The organism is Caulobacter sp. P1_D6 (genome assembly GCF_056406095.1).
The window spans coordinates 100,076-118,907 of sequence record NZ_JBFUAW010000004.1 but is presented as its reverse complement, the minus strand read 5'-3'; the positions used below and the strand labels follow the sequence as shown (position 1 = coordinate 118,907).

Below are 18,832 nucleotides of genomic sequence, written 5' to 3'. Positions count from 1 at the left end.
TTCTGAAAGGTATTTACCCTAGTCTTATCCGACAAGAGTGCCTTTACTATATATGAGAAAGTCTTGGAACGGCGTTATGCGAGTTGTCGCAAGATGATCCCGATCGCTGACTAGGTCCGAAGCTGATCGAGGCAATGGTTCAATTGGTATTGAACCTGCTCAAGCACCCGTTGTACGCGAAAACCTTCATCGATACCCGTCAAAGGCGCGTTTCTGGTCTGGCAACACTCGACGAAGTGGCGGATTTCTCTGGTCAGGGGCGGCTCGGCAAGCAGATCGACGAAGCGGGGCTCGCCTCCAGCGGCGACCGGCCCGGCGGCCGTCAGGCTCACGGCCTGGTCGCGCCGCATCAGCTTTTCCGGCCAGGGACGGACGTCGTCGAACACCAGGGCCCCGGTCTCGCCGACCACCACCAGCTTCTGCTCCTTGAACGGGCTGAGCCAGCCGGCGGCGATGTGGGCGTGGAGACCGCCGGCAAAGCCGAGATCGGCGTGGACCTCGTCGGCGACACCGGGCGTGACGAAGGCCCGGCCGGTCGCCGCCACGCTGGTCGGCGCGGCGTCGGCCAGGGCCAGGATCATCGAGACGTCGTGGGGCGAGAGGCTGAGAAAGGCGTTCTCGTGCGTGCGCACCCGGCCCAGGCTCAGCCGCGAGGCGGTGATGTAGCGCAGGGCCCCGATCTCGCCGCGCGCGACGATCGCCGCCAGGGCCTCGAACGCCGGATGGTGGCGCAGCAGGTGGCCGATCATGAACACCCGGTCCGACCGCGCGACATGGGCGGCCAGGGCCTCGGCCTCGGCCAGGTCGGAGGCCAGGGGCTTCTCGACGAAGACGTCCTTGCCGTGGTCCAGGGCCAGGCGGCTAAGCGCGGCGTGGACCGGGGCGGGGGCGGCGATGATCATCGCGTCCAGTCGGGCGTCGTCCAGGGCCTGGGCCAGGGGGAGGGCGGGGACGTTCCAGGCCGCGGCCTCTCGCCCGGCGACCGCGGCGTCGGTGTCGATCACCGCGCCCAGCACGTTCAGCTCGGCGCAGGTCCGGATCAGGTTCCGGCCCCAGGCGCCGCAGCCGACCACGGCGATCCGGGTCAAGCCGCGTCCCCTGGAGTCGAAGGCGGGGCGGGCCGGCGCAGGGTCAGGTGGGTGTCGTTCGCCTCCGTCATGACGAAGCCCTGGCGATGATACAGCCGCTGGGCCGCGAGGTTGTCGCGGGCCACCTGCAGGATCAGCGGCGCGCCGGCGGCGGCCGCCTCGTCGATCAGCGCGCGCAGGATCGCCCCGCCGATCCCCTGGCCGCGCCGTTCTGGGATCAGCGCGATGTCGATCAGGTGCATGGCGCCCGCGCCCCGGTCGGTGGCCAGCCGCCCGACCGGCGCGGCGTCGACGGTGACGATCTCGAGCCGCGCCTGGGGATAGGCCGCGCGATAGCCCTGGGTCTGGGCGTGGAACTGCTGCTCCATGATCTTGGTCAGCATGTCGGCGGGCAGGGGGATCTGGTCCCAGCCCGGCCCGCGCGAGGCGCGGAACAGCGCCAGGCGGAAGGGCGCGTCAGCCTCGACCTCGGGGCGCAGGGCGAACCGGACCGGACTTGCGTGACCGGGGCGCGATGCGACAGGCTCTTCCCGTCCAGGTGGCGAGGTCGTCATAATGGCCGCGCTTCGATTCTGACCCGAGGGATTCCATGGCCGCCGAGTTCGTCGCCCTGACCGCCGACACCTTCGCCCCGCACCTGGGGACGTCGTTCCGCGTCGAGGGCGGCCGTCATGTCCTGTCGCTGACGGAGGTCGAGCGGCTCGCGAGCCAGCCGGGTCACGGAGATCCGGCTTTCGAGCCGTTCGTCCTGATCTTCAGCGGTCCCCCCGGCGATGTGCTCGCCGAGGGCATGCATACGATCGCGCGCGAGGACGGAACCGCCTATGACCTGTACCTGATCCCGGTCCACACGCCCGCGCGAGAGCGGCAGGACTATCAGGCCGTGTTCAACTGAAGCCACGCCATAAATCCAAACCTAGTTCCGCGACGGGAAGATCCCCTGCAGGGCGATGCAGATGTTCAGCGTCAGGAACGGCTGGCGGTTCTCGTGCGGCTGGCTGCCGCCCGCGTTTCCCATCGCCTGGGGGGCCAGGGGCGCCACGGGCGTCGTCGCGGTGCTGTAGGTGTTGAACGGCGGAGGATCGCCCGTGCTGGCGCTGCTGCTGTTCTGGCCGAAGGCGTAGCCCGCCTGGGCGGCGGACACGTTGCTCCCGCCGGCCGCGGTGGCGTCGACCTTCAGGAAGTGCACGTGCTGCGGGATTTCGGTCAGCAGCAGCGTGTGGCTGTACTCGCCGGCGATCGCGCCCAGGGGATAGGTCGAGGACATGTGGCCCGGGACCATCGTCTGCAGGTTCGGCAGCTGGAAGGTGTTCACCCCGTTGCCGCCGTAGGTGGTGCCCAGCAACGAGAACAGCGCCTGGTTCTGTTGGATCGACAGTGTCTGGCCGTTGCACACCGCCCAATATTTGGGGGGATAGTTGAAGGCCATGATCCGCACTTCGCCGATATATTGCATCGTCATGAGTTTTGCTCCTCGTGTTCGTCGCGGCGGATCAGTTGCGAGCCGGGAAGGCGCCCTGCAGGGCGATGCAGTAGTTCACGAACAGCGTCGGCATGACGTTGTTGTGGGGCTGGCTGCCGCCGACGGCGGTCATGGTCTGGATCGGCAGCTGCGTGACCGGGGCGGCGACGTTGGCGTAGCGCAGGCCCTGGGTGTTGCCTTGGAGATTGCCGGTATAGGCCCTGGCCGGCTGGTTGTTGGCCGAGGTCGTGACGGTTCCGGGGACCGTGGTCACCATCGGCGAGTGGCTGTGCGCCGCCATCTCGGCGTCCAGGATCGTCACGCTGGTCGAGCCGCCCATCTCCCCCAGGTCGTAGACGCTGAGGCCGGGTCCGGGCTGGTTGCGCCCGACGTGCAGCGGGATGCTGCCCATCAGATTGGGCAGGCCGAAGTTGGAGGTGCCGTTGCCGCCGAACGTGGTGCCGAGCAGCGAGAACAAGGCGGTGTTTTGCTGGATCGGCATGATCTGGCCGTTGCACAGCGCCCAGCCGTAGGGGGCGAAGCCGAAGCCGAACATGCGGATTTCCGCCAGGAATTGATCACTCATGTCTTTGAGTCTCCAAAGGGTCTTCGGGCGGAAGGGCCTCAGTTCTGGGGCGGAAAGATGCCGGCGATCGCGAGGATGAAATTGACGCCCACATAGGGCTGCATGTTGTTGTGGGGCTGGTTGCCGCCGGCGAGCGAGGTCGAGTTGGCCGACAAGGCGATCTGCTCGTTCGCCGCGTTGTAGGGCGCGTAGGCGCTGATGTTCTGGCCGGCCGGGCCCTGGTCGGAAATCATCGTCGCCGCGGTCGGGACGGCCACCGCGCCCGCCACCGAGACCGCGTAGGTCGGATGGGTGTGCGACGGCAACTGGCTGGGGTTCAGGGTGACGGACTCGCTGCCGGCCAGCTGGCCTATCATATAGGTCTGACCGCTCCTCGAACCCTGGTGCGTCGGAACGCGGCCGCGCAGGTCGGGCACGCCGAACGTGTTTTGCCCATCGCCGCCGTAGGTGGTGCCCAGCAGCACGTACAACGTGTCGTTCTCGGCGATCGACAGCAGTTGGCCGTCGCACATCACCCATCCCCTGGGCGCGAAGTTGCCCCCGAACATGCGGATTTCGCCAAGATAAGGCTCGGTCATTGTTGTCTCCCTCGCTCCCAGAAGTCTTCGAAGCCCAAGCTTGAAGTCGCGACCAGGCAAACTAAACCTTAGGTCGCGCTCGCGTCTTAACCTTGATCAAGAATAGGCGCCCCCGCCCCGCGATTGACTCTCTCGTATCTCACTATCCTGAGCTGCACAACAGGTAGGCGAACGATGTTCGCTGATCTGCGTATGTTTACTTGTGAACCCCTGGACTCCTCGTTAAGGTTGCGTTTAAGGTTTGACTAGAGCAAGGGGGGAGTGAGGGGCGGCCGCGAAAAAAGACGTTTCGCACGCGCGGATTTCCGTCTCCCACAGTGAGCCGCACGACGTGCGCGCCCGCAGTTCCCTCTTCATCGATTTCATACGGGGCGGGCGTCCCGGGGCACTGCGTGCGCGTCGGCTGGCGTGCCGTTTGTCCGAGGCAAGGGGTTGAATTCATGCCGTTTTCCGGGCAACTGTGGTACCTGACCGAGGGCGGCGACGCCGAAACCCGTCTGGTGCGGATCAACGACGACGGCACCACCAGCACCATCGTCAACGACAACGGCGGGGCGGGCACGGGCGATGACGATTTCATCAGCTCGTTCACCGCCGACGTCGGTGTCGACACCGCGGCCGGCTTCTATTTCGCGATCACCAACGCCCCGGCGCCGCAGAACGACACCGCCTATCTGGTGCGGGGGACCATCGGGGGCGGGGCGGCCCCGGTCATCGTGGTCGACTTCGCCGACGGCCTGATCGTCAACACCATCGAAGTCGATGCGATCAACCATAAGATTTATGTCGGCGTCCAGGACGGCCTCGGAACGAACGGCGCCATCACCGGCATCAAGGTCTACACCTACGACCCTTCGACGGGCGCGGTCACCGACACCGGCTTCCTGACCACGGCCAACACCGACAACCGGGCGGACGCGGGCGGCAGCAAGATTCTCGACCCGTTCGACTTCGCCATCGACTATTCGATCAACCGGATGTTCTACACCGAGGCGGTCGACGGTCTGACGTCGGGGCTGTTCCGCATCGATCTGTCCAGCCCGAACGTCGCCACCAACATGCTCACCGTCGCCCAGTTCCCGGTGGACCTGAGCAACGGCCAGATCATGGACGTCGAGGTCGATGAGACCACCGACCTGGTCTATTTCACGACCCGCTCGCGCAGTCCCTCGCCCAACGTCAACTACGACGCCAACGACAACGCCCTCTGGTACGTCAGCGAGAACGCGACGGGCGCCACCGCCACCAAGGTGACGCTGACCGGCCTGCCCGCCAACGTCTACTACGGCGGCGACATGGCGTTCGATCAGAGCACGCGCCAGATCTATCTCGAGAGCTCCGAGGCCAGTCCCGGCGCCGCCGACAACAGGATCTACGTCTTCCAGCTGGACGGCGCCGGGACCACCGCCTCGCTGATCCGCACGATCAATCCGGGCCTCACCGTCAACGGCGCCGTCACCGAGGGCATGACCTTCGTCGACCTGGCGGCCCTGAGCGTCAGCGGCACGGCCACGGCCACGACCGAGCAGGGAGCCACGACCACCCTGCTGACCGGCTCGCCCACGATCACCGACACCGACGGCGGCTACCTGACCGGCGCCACGGTTCAGATCACCGGCGGCACGTTCTCGTCCAACGAGAACAGCACGGCCGACGATCATCTCGGCTACAGCGCCAGCAAGCAGATCTCGGGCACGATCGCCGGCACCAGCATCACGATCAGCTGGAACGCGGCGAGCGAAACCCTGACGCTGAGCGGCTACGACACCTTCGCCCACTACCAGACCGCGATGGCGGGACTCGTCTACTGGGCGACGGGCGACAACCCGACGAACTACGGCGCCAACACCTCGCGCACCCTCACCTGGACGATCAACGACGGCACGCAGGGCGTGCTGGCCGGGTCGGTCAACAGCACCACGAGCACGCTCAACCTCTCGGCGGTCAACGACGCGCCGGTCAACGGCACGGTCTCCAGCGCCACCGGCAACGAGAACGCCGATATCGCCGTCACCGGTCTGCAGGTCAGCGACGTCGACGCCAATCCGGCCTCGGCGACGATGACGGTCACCCTGAGCGTGACCAAGGGCATACTGACCCTGCGGACCAACGTCGCCAGCGGCCTGACGGCGGGCAACATCACCGGCAACGGCACCGGCTCGGTGACCGTCACGGGCACGATCAACGCGATCAACACCACCCTGGCGGCCAGCAACGGCCTGCTGTTCCACGGCAACACCAACGTCAGCGGCACCGACACCCTGACCGTCGTCACCAGCGACGGCGGGGCCACCGGCACCGGCGGCGCGCAGAGCGACACCGACGGCTACACCATCACCATCATCGGCGTGAACGACGCGCCGGTCGTGGCCGGCGACGGCACCGAGGTCCTGGGCGCGACCAACGAGGAGGTGGCCAACGCGGCCCTGACCAACACGGTCTCGACCCTGTTCAGCGGCCAGTACAGCGACCCCGACACCGACACCTTCGCCGGCGTGGCGGTGACCGCCAACGGCTCCTCCGCCGGTACGGGCCAATGGCAGTACTATAACGGCTCGACCTGGGTGAACATCGGCGCGGCCTCGACCGCCGCGGCGGTGACGCTCGCCGCCACGGCCCCGATCCGCTTCCTGCCGGCCACCGACTTCAACGGGCCGGCGCCGACCCTGACGGTCAGGCTGGTCGACGCCTCGAGCGGCGCCCTGACCAACGGCGTGGTCGTCAACACCACCACCAGCGGCGGGTCGACCCAGTACAGCACCGGCACGGTGGTGCTCAGCCATGCCGTCACCGCGGTCAACGACGCCCCGACCGTCACGGGCGGTTCGGCCGTCAGCCTGGCGACCATCGGCGAGGACTCCGCGCCCGGCGCCGGCGAGACGGTGTCGTCGCTGTTCACCAGCCACTTCTCCGACGCCAAGGACCAGGTGTCCGGCGGTTCGTCGGCCAACACCCTGGCCGGCGTGGCGGTGACGGGCAACTCGGCGACCGCCGCCCAGGGCGTCTACCAGTACTTCGACGCCGGGGCCTGGCACGACCTGCCGGCCGTCTCGGCCTCGAGCGCCTTCGTGCTGGACGCCAGCACCCTGGTGCGCTTCGTGCCGGCGGCCGACTATTCCGGCACGCCGCCGACGCTGGTCGTCTCGATGATCGACAACTCGTCCGGCGCGGTGACCACCGGCGCCACTCCGGACCTCACCACGACCGGCGGCAGCACGCCCTACAGCGCCGCCCTGACGCTGGGCATCACGGTCACGGCGACCAACGACGCGCCGGTCGCCAGCGGTTCGGCCACCCTGGCGTCGGTCGCCGAAGACACCGCCGCGCCCGCGGGCGCCAGCGTCTCGAGCCTGTTCACGTCGCACTTCACCGATCCCGACAGCGACGGCCTGGCCGGCGTGGCGATCACCGGCAACGCGGCCTCGACGCAGGGTGTCTGGCAGTACTTCAACGGCGCCTGGACCACGATCGGCTCGCCCAGCGAGGGCTCGGCCCTGGTGCTGGCGGCCGGAACCCTGGTCCGCTTCCTGCCCGCCGCCAATTTCAACGGCGCGGTCCCGGCCCTGACGGCCTATCTGATCGACAATTCCGGCGGCGCGGTCACGACCGGCGCGACCCTGGACGTCAGCGTCAACGGCGGCCAGACCCGGTTCAGCGACGCCAGCATCGACCTGAGCACCAGCATCACGGCCGTGAACGACGCGCCCATGGTCCCGGCCAGCGCGACGACGGTCGGCGCCTTCGAACAATCGATGACGAGCCTGCTCGGCACGCTGACCGTGTCGGACGTCGATCTCGACGCCCGCAACGGCGGCGCCGGCGACTATGCCGGGGCCACCTTCACGGTCCAGCGCGCCTCGCCCAACGCCGCCGACCTCTTTGGTCTGTTCAGCGGCGGGCTGTTCACGGTCGACGTCCCAACCAGTGAGCTGCGGGTCGGTGGCCTGACGTTCGGGACCGCCATCATCATCGGCAACGTGCTGACGATCACCTTCACCAGCTCGGCCGCGACGGCGACGACGGCGCTGGTCAACGACGTCATCCAGCACATCGGATACCAGAACACCAGCGACGCGCCGCCCGCTTCGGTGACGCTGAACTACAGCCTCAACGACGGTGGCGGCCAGGGAACCGGCGGAGCCCTGGCGAACGGCGGCTCGGTGGTGGTCAACATCACCGCCCAGAACGACGCCCACACCGGCGGCGCCAGCATCACCGGCACGGCGGCCGAGGACCAGGTCCTGACCGCGGTCTCGACCATAGTCGACCCGGACGGCCTGGGCACGCTGCACTACCAGTGGCAGCACGACGTCGGCGGCGGCTACGTCAATGTCGGCGCCGACCAGGCGACCTACACCCTGACCGACGCCGACGTCGGCGGCGTGGTCCGCACGATCATCTACTACACCGACGCCGGCGGCACGGTGGAATCGGCGACCAGCGCGGCGACCGCGGCGATCGCGGCCGTCAACGACGCCCCGACCGGCAACGCGTCGATCACCGGCACGACCACCGAGAACCAGGTCCTGACGGCGGACACCTCCGCCCTGGCGGACGCCGACGGGCTGGGCACGCTGCACTACCAGTGGCAGCGCAACACCGGTTCCGGCTTCGTCAATGTCGGAACCGACCAGGCGACCTATACCCTGGGCGACGGCGACGTCGGCGGCGTGGTCCGCGTCGTGGTCAGCTACACCGACCTGCAGGGCTTCGCCAACAGCGTCACCAGCGCGACCAGCGCCGCGATCGTCGCGGTCAACGACCCGCACACCGGCGGCGCCAGCGTCACCGGCACGGCGACCGAGGACCAGGTGCTGACCGCGGTGTCGACCCTGGCCGACGTCGACGGCCTGGGCACGCTGCACTACACGTGGCAGCACGACGTGGGCGCGGGCTTCGTCAATGTCGGGGCCGACCAGTCGACCTACACCCTGGGCGACGCCGACGTCGGCGGCATTGTCCGGGTGGTGATCAGCTACACCGACGGCCAGGGCTTCTCCGAGTCGGCGACCAGCGCCTCCACGGCGAGCATCACCCACGTCAATGACGTCCCCACGGGCGGCGTCTCGATCACCGGCGCCAAGACCGAAAACCAGGTGCTGACGGCCAACACCGGGTCCTTGGTCGACGCCGACGGCCTGGGCACGCTGCACTACCAGTGGCAGCGCAACACCGGCAGCGGTTTCGTCAACGTCGGAACCGACCAGGCGACCTATACCCTGGGCGACGCCGATGTCGGCGGCACGATCCGCGTGGTGGTCAGCTACACCGACGGCCAGGGCACGGCCGAGGCGCTGACCAGCGCGGCGACCACGGCCATCGCCGGGGTCAACGATCCGCACACGGGCGGGGCCAGCATCACCGGCACGGCGACCGAGGACCAGGTCCTGACGGCGGTCTCGACCCTGGCCGACATCGACGGCCTGGGCACGCTGCACTATCAGTGGCAGCACGACGTCGGCGGCGGCTACGTCAATGTCGGCACCGACCAGGCGACCTACACGCTCGGCGACTCCGACGTCGGCGGCATCGTCCGGGTGGTGATCAGCTACACCGACGGCCAGGGCTTCTCCGAGTCGGCGACCAGCGCCTCCACGGCGAGCATCGCCAACGTCAACGATCCGCACACCGGCGGCGCCGGCATCACCGGCACGGCGGCCGAGGACCAGGTCCTGACCGCTGTCTCGACCCTGGCCGACAACGACGGCCTGGGCACGCTGCACTACCAGTGGCAGCACGACGTCGGCGGCGGCTACGTCAATGTCGGCGCCGACCAGGCGACCTACACCCTGGGCGACGGGGACATCGACGGCGTGGTCCGCGTGGTCATCAGCTACACCGACGACCAGGGCACGGCGGAATCGGCGACCAGCGCGTCCACCGCCGCGATCTCGGCGACCAATGACGCCCCGACCGGCGGCGCGTCGATCACCGGCACGCCGACCGAGAACCAGGTCCTGACCGCCAACACCGCCACCCTGGCGGACTCCGACGGCCTGGGCACGCTGCACTATGACTGGCAGCGCAACACCGGTTCGGGCTTCGTCAGCACCGGCGCGGCCGACCAGGCGACCTACACCCTGGGCGACGCCGATGTCGGCGGGATCGTGCGGGTGGTGGTCAGCTACACCGACGGCCAGGGCTTCGCCAACAGCGTCACCAGCGCGGCCACCGCGGCCATCGCCGGAGTCAACGACGCCCACACCGGCGGCGCCGGCATCACCGGCACGGCGACCGAGGACCAGGTCCTGACGGCGGTCTCGACCCTGGCCGACATCGACGGCCTGGGCACGCTGCACTACCAGTGGCAGCACGACGTCGGCGGCGGCTTCGTCAATGTCGGGACCGACCAGGCGACCTACACCCTGAGCGACTCCGACGTCGGCGGCATCGTCCGGGTGGTGATCAGCTACACCGACGGCCAGGGCTTCTCCGAGTCGGCGACCAGCGCCTCCACGGCGAGCATCTCCAACGTCAACGACGCCCCGACGGGCGGCGTCTCGATCACGGGCACGACGACCGAGAACCAGGTCCTGACGGCCAGCACGGCGTCACTGGTCGACGTCGACGGCCTGGGCACGCTGCACTACCAGTGGCAGCGCAACACCGGCTCCGGCTTCGTCAATGTCGGGACCGACCAGGCGACCTACACCCTGGGCGACGCCGATGTCGGCGGCACGATCCGCGTGGTGGTCGCCTATGTCGACCAGCAGGGCACGGCCGAAGCGGTCACCAGCGCGGCGACCACGGCCATCGCCGGGGTCAACGATCCCCACACCGGCGGCGCCGGCATCACCGGCACGCCGACCGAGAACCAGGTCCTCACCGCCACCTCGACCCTGGCCGACATCGACGGCCTGGGCACGCTGCACTACCAGTGGCAGCACGACGTCGGTTCGGGCTTCGTCAATGTCGGGACCGACCAGGCGACCTACACCCTGAGCGACTCCGACGTGGGCGGCATCGTCCGGGTGGTGATCAGCTACACCGACCAGCAGGGCTTCTCCGAGTTGGCGACCAGCGCCTCCACGGCGAGCATCTCCAACGTCAATGACGCCCCGACCGGCGGCGTCAGCGTCACCGGCACAACGACCGAGAACCAGGTCCTGACGGCCAGCACGGCGTCACTGGTCGACGTCGACGGCCTGGGCACGCTGCACTACCAGTGGCAGCGCAACACCGGCAGCGGCTTCGTCAATGTCGGAACCGACCAGGCGACCTACACCCTGGGCGACGCCGACGTGGGCGGCACGGTTCGCGTGGTGGTGTCCTATGTCGACGGCCAAGGCACGGCCGAAGCGGTGACCTCGTCGGCCGCGGCCGCCATCGCCGGGGTCAACGACCCGCACACCGGCGGCGCGTCGATCACCGGTACGGCGACCGAGGACCAGGTCCTCACCGCCGCCTCGACCCTGGCCGACGTCGACGGCCTGGGCACGTTGCACTACCAGTGGCAGCGCGACGTCGGTTCGGGCTTCGTCAATGTCGGCGCGGACCAGGCGACCTACACCCTGGGCGACGCCGACGTCGGCGGGATCGTGCGCGTGGTGGTCAGCTACACCGACGGCCAGGGCTTCGCGGAGTCGGCGACCAGCGCCTCCACCGCGGCGATCGCCAACGTCAACGACCCGCACACCGGCGGCGTCTCGATCACGGGCGCCGTGAACGTGGGCCAGGTCCTGACCGTGGCCTCGACCCTGGCCGACGTCGACGGGCTGGGCACGCTGCACTACCAGTGGCAGCGCGACTCCGGTGCGGGCTTCGTCAATATCGGGACCGACCAGTCGACCTACACGCTCGTCGGCGCCGACCTCGGCGCCGTGATCCGGGCTGTGACCAGCTATACGGACGGCCACGGCACGGCGGAGTCGGCGACCAGCGCCGCCACCTCGACGATCCTTCCCGCCAATGGTCCGCACACTGGAGCGGTGACGATCACCGGCACGGTGACCGAGGACCAGGTCCTGACCGCCAACACCTCGGCCCTGGCCGATCCCGCCGGCCTGGGCACGCTGCACTACCAGTGGCAGCGCAACAGCGGCAGCGGCTTCGTCAACGTCGGAACCGACCAGGCGACCTACACCCTGGGCGACGCCGATGTCGGCGCCATGATCCGCGTGACCGTCAGCTTCACCGACGGCCAGGGCGTGCTCGAAAGCGAAACCAGCGGCGCGACCGCGGCTGTGGCCAATGTCAACGACCTGCCGACCGGCACGGTGACGATCGCCGGCACGGTCGCCGAAGACCAGGTCCTGACCGCCAACGTCTCGACCCTGGCCGACGCCGATGGCCTGGGTCCGTTGCACTACCAGTGGCAGCGCAACGCCGGCAGCGGCTTCGTCAATGTCGGAACCGACCAGGCGACCTACACCCTGGGCGACACCGACGTCGGCGCGACCATCCGCGTGGTGGTCGGCTACACCGACCAGCGCAGCACGGCGGAGAGCAAGACCAGCGCCGCCACCGCGGCGGTCGCCAACGTCAACGACGCGCCCACCGCCGCCAACGACGCCAAGTCCGTGACCCAGCGTCTGACCACCACCGTGGACTCGGTCCGCACCAATGACGGCGACATCGACAACGCGCTGGGCACGCTGACGGTGACCAACGTCGCCTTCAACACCACCCACGTCGACCAGGCCGTCGTGGCCGGCGGCACGGTGGTGAACGGCGCCTACGGCAAGCTGACGATCAATCCGGACGGCACGTACACCTACAAGGCCGACTACGAAGGTCTGGTCGTCGGCCAGGTGGTGACCGACAAGTTCGACTACACGATCAAGGATCCTTCCGGCGCCTCGGCGACGGCCCAGCTGACGGTGACCGTCACCGGCTCGGAGACCGGCGACGCCAACGCCAACATCCTGATCGGCAACGCCTCGGCCAACAATCTGACGGGCAAGGGCGGGGCCGACACCATCACGGGCGGCGGCGGAACGGATCTGTTCGCCTACGAGGCCATCGGCGACAGCACCATCGCCGCCTTCGACACCATCACCGACTTCACCCACGACGTTGATTCACTCCGGCTCGTGCCGTTGCTGAACCACTCCAGCAAGCTGACCCTGAACACCGACGGGACCGACAAGACCCTGTTGATCGACCAGGACGGCGACGGTACGGCGGAAGGCCAGATCAAGTTCCTGGGCCTGGGCCTGGAGGTCAGCGACATCGTCACCGGCTGGGGCGGGCACGGGTTCACGCTGAACGGGTCGGCCGGCGCGGACGTCCTGACGGGCGGCCTGGCCGCCGACGTCATCAACGGCTCGGGCGGCAACGACACCATCCGCGGCTACGGCGGCGGCGACATCCTGACCGGCGGAGCGGGGCTCGACACCTTCGTCTACGACGACAACGACTCGCCCATCCTGCACTGGGACGTGATCACCGACTTCCAGACCGGCCAGGACAAGCTGGACCTCAGGGCGGCCGACGACGGCATCGTCATCCTGGCGCGCTTCGGCGCGAGCACCTTCATCTATTTCGGCGCCCCCGGAAACTCGAGCGTCATCCAGGTCTTCGGCGACATCAGGACCTCGGACCTGATCGTCAGCAACGGCGTCAAGTTCTCGATGTTCGGCGACGACGGAAGCCATGGCGGCGCCGGCGTCAGCAGCGACAGCCTGGCGGGCGGCAGCGGGGACGACGTCCTGGTCGGCGGCGCGACCGACTCCACCCTGACCGGCGGCGACGGCGCCGACATCATGTACGGCGGCGCCGCGCATGACACCTTCCGCTACGACTCGATCTCGAACTCGAACTTCAGCGCCTACGACAGCGTCATCGACTTCACCTCCAACCAAGACAAGATCGACATCTCGGCGATCGACGGCGGCAAGGTCACCATCGCGCACTATGCCGGAACGACCTTCATCTACTCGGCGCCCGACGCCGGCGGGAACTTCCAGTCGGTGATCACCGTCTCGGGCACCTCGCTGAAGGCCACCGACGTGATCGCCAGCGGCGGCGCCACCCAGTCCTTCGTGATGGTCGGCGACGGCACCGGCGCCAACATCGCCGACACCCTGGTCGCCGGCGCGGGCAACGACATCCTGTACGGCATGGACGGGAACGACACCCTGACCGGGGCCGGCGGGGCCGACTTCATGCTGGGCGGCGCGGGGGCGGACAGCTTCGTCTACACCGCTCCGGCCGACAGCGCGCCGTTCGCCCAGGACCTGATCTTCGACTTCAGCGGCGCCGAGGCCGACAAGCTGGACCTGACCGGCATCGACGCCAATTCCGGCACGGGCGCCAACGACGCCTTCTCGGTGGTGACCAGCTTCTCCAGCGTGGCGGGCCAGCTGATCATCGCCGCCCCGGACGCCTCGGGCTACTACCACGTCTCGGGCGACGTGAACGGCGACGGGGTGGCCGACTTCGTGATCGCCCTGAAGGTCACCGGCACGCTCGCCGCGTCGGACATCCTGCTGTAGCGACTTCGCGCCCAGATCAATCTTGAGTGTTGATCTGGGCGTATCACAACCTAAGATGATGTCCGATCGGGTCGAGTCGTCCCGGTTGCGCCGGCCGCCCCTCGACGGGCGTTCGCCGGAATAGCTCGGAGGACGCCGTGACCCGCACCCTCAGCGCCAGCGCTCAGGCGCCGCGCGATCCCGCGCTCAAGAACACCGACAGGACGGCCTTGCGGCTGATCGCCCAGGCGGCGGTCGACGTCGAGCTGTTCACGATCCCGCTCTACATGACCAGCCTCTATTCGATCCAGGGCATGCACGCGATCACGGGGCAGGGGAACGCCTTCTACAAGGGCCGGCTGTGGCCCGGCTCCAAGACCTCGGCCAACCCGGTCACCGCCAACGAGCAGGCCTTCAACCTGGTGTTCTCGGTGTTCATCCAGGAGATGCTGCACCTGCAGATGGCCGCCAACATGGCCACGGTGCTGGGCGTCAGTCCCCGCTTCACCGACACCGCCCTGCAGGACGATCGCCACGGCTGGACCTGCTACGGCCCGGCCAAGAGCATCATCCCCAACATCATCGACCTGAAGGACACGATCCACCACGAGGACGTGCCGGTGAATGTCGGGCCCCTGTCCGACACCCTGCTGCGGTTGTTCATCGCCATCGAGCAGCCCGAGGCCGACGCCCGCGCCAACATCAAGCCGGGCAAGGAGAAGGACTACTTCCCCGCCGCGCCGTTCGCCGACTGGACGACCGACGATCCCCTGCCGCCGTTCGGCACCATCGGCTGGATGTACCAGTGCTACTACGACTATCTGAGCCTGACCTACAGCGATGGCACGACGCTGTGGGACGAGATGTTCACGGCCAGCGCCGTGCAGAACGACCTGTTCAACAACTTCTCCTCGCCCGGCCACCCGATGCGCGAGTTCATGGGTTTCGAGACCACGATCGCCACCACCGACCAGGCCATCGCCTTCGAGCAGATGATCTCGATGATGGACGCCATCACCGACCAGGGCGAGGGCAGCGAGATCCAGCGGCGGCCCCAGCTGTTGCAGGCGGTCAAGCCCAAGTACCAGCCGTCGAACACCGCCCTGCGCGCCGACTATCCCAGCTATGACGACACCGGAACCCAGATCCCGTCGGCCGACGCCGTGGCGCGGTCGGACAACGATCCGATGGACCACTACGAGCGGTTCAAGAAGGTGGCCGACCTGCTGCCCCAGGTCGTCACATGGCCGATGTGGCTGGAGGCGAACAAGGTCTGGACGGCCCAGGAACTGCAGGGGCCGGACTATGATCCGTCCAACCCCCTGAAGCTGCCGACCCCCGACGAGCTGGCGGCGGCGCTGAACGCCCTGAACGAACCCGCCGCCCGGGCCGAGAGCCACACGCTGCTGAGCCAGGCGGTGATCGGCGCGATCGCCGGGGTGACCACGGTGCTCAACGACTACTGGAGCCCGCCGGCCACTGGGCCGATGCTGTTCCCGTTCCCGTCGATGGCGGGGTCGGGCGACCGGATGTCGATCGCCTGGGCGGTGCTGGGCCAGACGCCCGACCTGTCGATCGGCCTGGACCCGGCAACGCCGAACAAGCTGTACCACTCGTGCCAGGCGCTGGACCTGGACGGGACGGGCGACAACACCTGCGCCGCGGTCGAGATCTTCCACACCTGCCGCGGGTCCAACAACTGCCACGCCCAGGGCGGCTGCGGCTTCGTCCAGCCGATCGGCGGCGGCGGCAACTGCGGCTCGGCGGTGGCGGTGCGCGGCGGGGCCGGCGCCCCTGTCGGCGGCGGCTGCGGCCTGCCGCCCCAGAAGCTGTACTCGGCCCCCAGCGACAACAAGTGCGGCGGGTTCGGTGGCTGCGCGGTGCCGATCTCGGCCTCGCAGGTGTTCCCCGCCTTCGGCCAGATGCAGCTCTATGATTTCGAGAAGGGCAGCGAGGGCAAGGACGGCTGGCAATCCGTGGCGTTCGGCGAACCGATGACCTACGACCGCGGCGAGAAGGTGCACGACGTGGCCTATCGCGCCTACCAGGCGGTGATGGCCAACCGGGGCAAGACGGTTCCGGCCGATCCTCCGGCCCCGGACAACCTGCGCCTCGTCTTCCCGCCGTCGACTTAATGGCCCGTTCCCGACCAGCCCCGCGTCTCGGCCTGCCCAACCTGGGCGACGGGGTGGGGCTGCGCGAGCCGCATTTCCCGCACCTGATGTCGACCGCCCCCGCCGACTGGGGCGTCGACTGGTTCGAGGTGATCAGCGAGAACTTCCTCGACCACGCCGGCTACGCCGCCCATGTGCTCGAGGTGGTGGCGGCCCATCGGCCCGTGGTGATGCACGGGGTGTCGCTGTCGATCGGCGGCGCCGACCCGCTGGACTCAGGCTATCTGGACAAGCTGGCGGCCCTGGCCGACCGCATCAAGCCGGCCTGGATCTCGGACCACCTGTGCTGGACCGGGGTGGCGGGGATCAACACCCACGACCTCTTGCCCCTGCCGTTGACCGAGGCGGCCCTGGCCCACGTGGTCGACCGGGTGAAGGCCGTGCAGGACCGCCTGGGCCGGCCGCTGATCCTGGAGAATCCCAGCAGCTACCTGGAATTCCACGTCTCGCAGATGCCCGAATGGGAGTTCCTGGCCCGCCTGGCCGAGGCGGCGGACTGCGGCCTGCTGCTGGACGTCAACAACGTCCATGTCAGCGCCTTCAACCACGGCTTCGACCCGACGGCCTATATCGCCGCCATTCCGGCCGAGCGGATCGTGCAGACCCACCTGGCCGGGCCCAGCGACTTCGGCACGCACCTGATGGACACCCACGACGCTCCGGTGCCGGACGCGGTCTGGCCGCTCTACGCCGAGGTCCAGGCGCGGACCGGCGGGGTCTCGACCCTGCTGGAATGGGACGCCAACATCCCCGCCTGGGCCGACCTGCTGGCCGAGCTGGCCAAGGCGGGCGCGGCGCGGAACGGCTGGCTGCCCGCCGCGCGCCCTACGCCGGCCCGCGCCCATGGTTGAGCCCGACCTGGCCGACCTACAGCGCTGGATGCAGGGCGCGATCCTGGGGCGGGCCGCGCCGCCGGGCCTGGACAGGGTCATCGTCGGCAATGAACGCCTGACCGCCGACCAGCGCCTGACCCTCTATGCCCGGGGCTACCGCGCCCGGCTGATGGAATGCATGACGGCGGAGTTCCCCTGCCTGAAGGCCCTGGCCGGCGAGCAGGTGTTCGAGCTGTTCGCGGCCGGATACATCGCCGCGCGGCCCTCGACCGACGCCAGCCTCTACGGCCTGGGCGCGGGCTTCGCGGACTATCTGGAGGCCACGCGGCCGCCCGGCGACGACGGGCCCGCCGCGCTGTCGGCCCTGCCGGCCGACTTCGCGCGGCTGGATCGGGCGCGGGCCGAGGCGCAGCGCGCGGCTGGCGTGGAGCGCCTGGCCGGACCAGCCCCCGGCGCCGACCTGCTGCTGACGCCCGGCGCGCGGCTGCGTTGTCCCGACAGCGTGCGATTGCTGACCCTGGGTTTCGATCCGGGACCGGTGCTGGCCGCCGTCGACCAGGGCGGCCCGATCGACCCGCCGCCGCCATGCCAGACCCCGGTCGCCGTCGCCCGCAGCCGCTGGCGCGTCGCCGTCCACGTCTTGCCGGCCTGGCGTCACGCCTGGCTGGAAGCTCTCGGAGAAGACGGCGCCGACGTCCACGCCGCCGCCGCCCGCGCCGCCCAGGCCAGCGGCCGCCAGACCGGCGCGGTGATCGCCGACCTGGTCCTGTGGCTGCCGGTGGCGGCGGCCAACGGGTTGGTCGCGGTCTAGGGTTTCAGTCCCAGCAGCTTGGCGGCGTTGTCATGCAGGACCAGCCGTTCCTCGTCGGCCGTCAGGCCCAGGGCGCGGRCGGCGGCGATCGCCGTCGCGGGGGTGTCGACCGGCCAGTCCGACCCCATCAGCACATGGTCCATGCCGTGTTGGCGCAAGGTCCAGACGAACTCCGGCTGCACCGGCGAGCCGGCATAGGCCGTGCCGATGGCCGAGATGTCGAGCCAGACATTGCCGCCCATGCCCAGCTTCTTCAGCGTGGCCAGGGTCAGGGTGTCGCGGAACTGGGTGAAGCCCATGTGGGCGAAGATGAAGTTGGTCTTGGGCTGTTGCAGCGACAGCATCAGCAGCTTGCCCAGTTCGTTGGCGTCCAGCGGGTTGAAGCTGTCGAACAGCACGGCCATGCCCAACTCGCCGCACTTGGCCGTCACCCTGGCCACGGCCGGGTCGGCGACGTCGAACCGCTGGGTGTTGGGATGCAGCTTGATCACCTTCACGCCCAGCTTGGCCAGGCGGTCCAACTCGACCAGGGCCGCGTCGCCGTCGGCGGGATGCACCGAGGCAATGGCGTAGAAGTGCTGGGGATCGGCCCTGGCCGCCGCGATCGCCGCATCGTTCAGAGCGCGGCTGGCGGCCATGTCGCCCGGGCGGACGATGACGATCAGCGCGCTCTTCTCGACCCCGGCCGCCTGGTCGAGGGCGCGCAAGGCCGCCGTGCCGAGCGGATGGGCCGGCGACAGGCCGTTGCCGTCGTTGGTGCGCAGGTGGGCGTGGGTGTCGATGATCGGACCGGTATAGTGCTCGGCGGCCAACGCGGGTGTGGGGCTAACGCCCAGCAACAGCGCCGACAGCGCCGCGAGTCCGATCTTGCCCATCCCGTATCCC

At 68.9% G+C, this 18,832-nt stretch carries 11 protein-coding genes; 5 read left to right on the top strand and 6 right to left on the bottom strand.

Annotated features, from left to right (window positions below; translation table 11 throughout):
* Nucleotides 1–110: 110 nt before the first annotated feature.
* Both AC1DYP_RS02640 and AC1DYP_RS02635 read right to left on the bottom strand, forming a co-directional pair.
* The gene (locus AC1DYP_RS02640) at nt 111–1,088 is read right to left on the bottom strand and encodes a Gfo/Idh/MocA family protein (RefSeq protein WP_477045008.1); all 978 of its coding nucleotides are present in this window, start codon (nt 1,086–1,088) and stop codon (nt 111–113) included.
* Nucleotides 1,085–1,642 carry a GNAT family N-acetyltransferase gene (locus tag AC1DYP_RS02635; RefSeq protein ID WP_477045007.1) on the bottom strand — a complete coding sequence of 186 codons (558 nt, stop codon included), beginning with the start codon at nt 1,640–1,642 and terminating at the stop codon, nt 1,085–1,087. Before AC1DYP_RS02635 ends, AC1DYP_RS02640 begins: the two co-directional genes overlap by 4 nt.
* Before the next feature lie 35 nt (nt 1,643–1,677).
* Here AC1DYP_RS02635 and AC1DYP_RS02630 point away from each other — a divergent pair, with 35 nt between their 5' ends.
* Nucleotides 1,678–1,983 carry a DUF6916 family protein gene (locus tag AC1DYP_RS02630; RefSeq protein ID WP_477045006.1) on the top strand — a complete coding sequence of 102 codons (306 nt, stop codon included), beginning with the start codon at nt 1,678–1,680 and terminating at the stop codon, nt 1,981–1,983.
* Nucleotides 1,984–2,004: 21 nt separating this feature from the next.
* Here the strand turns inward: AC1DYP_RS02630 and AC1DYP_RS02625 are convergent, their stop codons facing one another.
* From AC1DYP_RS02625 to AC1DYP_RS02615, 3 genes are read right to left on the bottom strand one after another with little or no spacing between them, the layout of a single operon-like run.
* Nucleotides 2,005–2,550: a phage tail protein gene (locus AC1DYP_RS02625; protein WP_477045005.1), complete on the bottom strand. Its 546-nt coding sequence runs from the start codon at nt 2,548–2,550 to the stop codon at nt 2,005–2,007.
* Nucleotides 2,551–2,581: 31 nt separating this feature from the next.
* The gene (locus AC1DYP_RS02620; RefSeq protein ID WP_477045004.1) at nt 2,582–3,136 is read right to left on the bottom strand and encodes a phage tail protein; all 555 of its coding nucleotides are present in this window, start codon (nt 3,134–3,136) and stop codon (nt 2,582–2,584) included.
* Between the two features lie 38 nt (nt 3,137–3,174).
* On the bottom strand, nt 3,175–3,714 hold the full coding sequence (locus AC1DYP_RS02615; protein WP_477045003.1) for a phage tail protein: 540 nt from the start codon (nt 3,712–3,714) through the stop codon (nt 3,175–3,177).
* Between the two features lie 440 nt (nt 3,715–4,154).
* Between AC1DYP_RS02615 and AC1DYP_RS02610 the strand changes: the two genes are divergently transcribed.
* The 4 genes from AC1DYP_RS02610 to AC1DYP_RS02595 all read left to right on the top strand — a co-directional run bounded on the left by AC1DYP_RS02610 (nt 4,155) and on the right by AC1DYP_RS02595 (nt 17,947).
* The gene (locus AC1DYP_RS02610) at nt 4,155–14,150 is read left to right on the top strand and encodes a M10 family metallopeptidase C-terminal domain-containing protein (protein WP_477045002.1); all 9,996 of its coding nucleotides are present in this window, start codon (nt 4,155–4,157) and stop codon (nt 14,148–14,150) included.
* Nucleotides 14,151–14,287: 137 nt separating this feature from the next.
* Nucleotides 14,288–16,264: a ferritin-like domain-containing protein gene (locus AC1DYP_RS02605; RefSeq protein WP_477045001.1), complete on the top strand. Its 1,977-nt coding sequence runs from the start codon at nt 14,288–14,290 to the stop codon at nt 16,262–16,264.
* On the top strand, nt 16,264–17,154 hold the full coding sequence (gene bufB, locus AC1DYP_RS02600; protein ID WP_477045000.1) for an MNIO family bufferin maturase: 891 nt from the start codon (nt 16,264–16,266) through the stop codon (nt 17,152–17,154). The genes AC1DYP_RS02605 and bufB overlap by 1 nt, the downstream gene beginning before the upstream one ends.
* Nucleotides 17,147–17,947, top strand: a complete 801-nt coding sequence (locus AC1DYP_RS02595; protein WP_477044999.1) for an HvfC/BufC N-terminal domain-containing protein — start codon at nt 17,147–17,149, stop codon at nt 17,945–17,947. The genes bufB and AC1DYP_RS02595 overlap by 8 nt, the downstream gene beginning before the upstream one ends.
* On the opposite strand, the gene AC1DYP_RS02590 is transcribed toward AC1DYP_RS02595, so the two are convergent.
* Nucleotides 17,944–18,822 carry an amidohydrolase family protein gene (locus AC1DYP_RS02590; RefSeq protein ID WP_477044998.1) on the bottom strand — a complete coding sequence of 293 codons (879 nt, stop codon included), beginning with the start codon at nt 18,820–18,822 and terminating at the stop codon, nt 17,944–17,946. The two genes, AC1DYP_RS02595 and AC1DYP_RS02590, sit on opposite strands and share 4 nt — an antisense overlap.
* Nucleotides 18,823–18,832 lie beyond the last annotated feature (10 nt).

Excerpts from the sequence above, each read along its gene's own strand:
- AC1DYP_RS02635 (WP_477045007.1), bottom strand. The coding sequence starts at position 1,642 with ATGACGACCTCGCCACCTGGACGGGAAGAGCCTGTCGCATCGCGCCCC.
- AC1DYP_RS02630 (WP_477045006.1), top strand. The coding sequence starts at position 1,678 with ATGGCCGCCGAGTTCGTCGCCCTGACCGCCGACACCTTCGCCCCGCAC.
- AC1DYP_RS02625 (WP_477045005.1), bottom strand. The coding sequence starts at position 2,550 with ATGACGATGCAATATATCGGCGAAGTGCGGATCATGGCCTTCAACTAT.
- AC1DYP_RS02620 (WP_477045004.1), bottom strand. The coding sequence starts at position 3,136 with ATGAGTGATCAATTCCTGGCGGAAATCCGCATGTTCGGCTTCGGCTTC.
- AC1DYP_RS02615 (WP_477045003.1), bottom strand. The coding sequence starts at position 3,714 with ATGACCGAGCCTTATCTTGGCGAAATCCGCATGTTCGGGGGCAACTTC.
- AC1DYP_RS02610 (WP_477045002.1), top strand. The coding sequence starts at position 4,155 with ATGCCGTTTTCCGGGCAACTGTGGTACCTGACCGAGGGCGGCGACGCC.
- bufB (WP_477045000.1), top strand. The coding sequence starts at position 16,264 with ATGGCCCGTTCCCGACCAGCCCCGCGTCTCGGCCTGCCCAACCTGGGC.
- AC1DYP_RS02595 (WP_477044999.1), top strand. The coding sequence starts at position 17,147 with ATGGTTGAGCCCGACCTGGCCGACCTACAGCGCTGGATGCAGGGCGCG.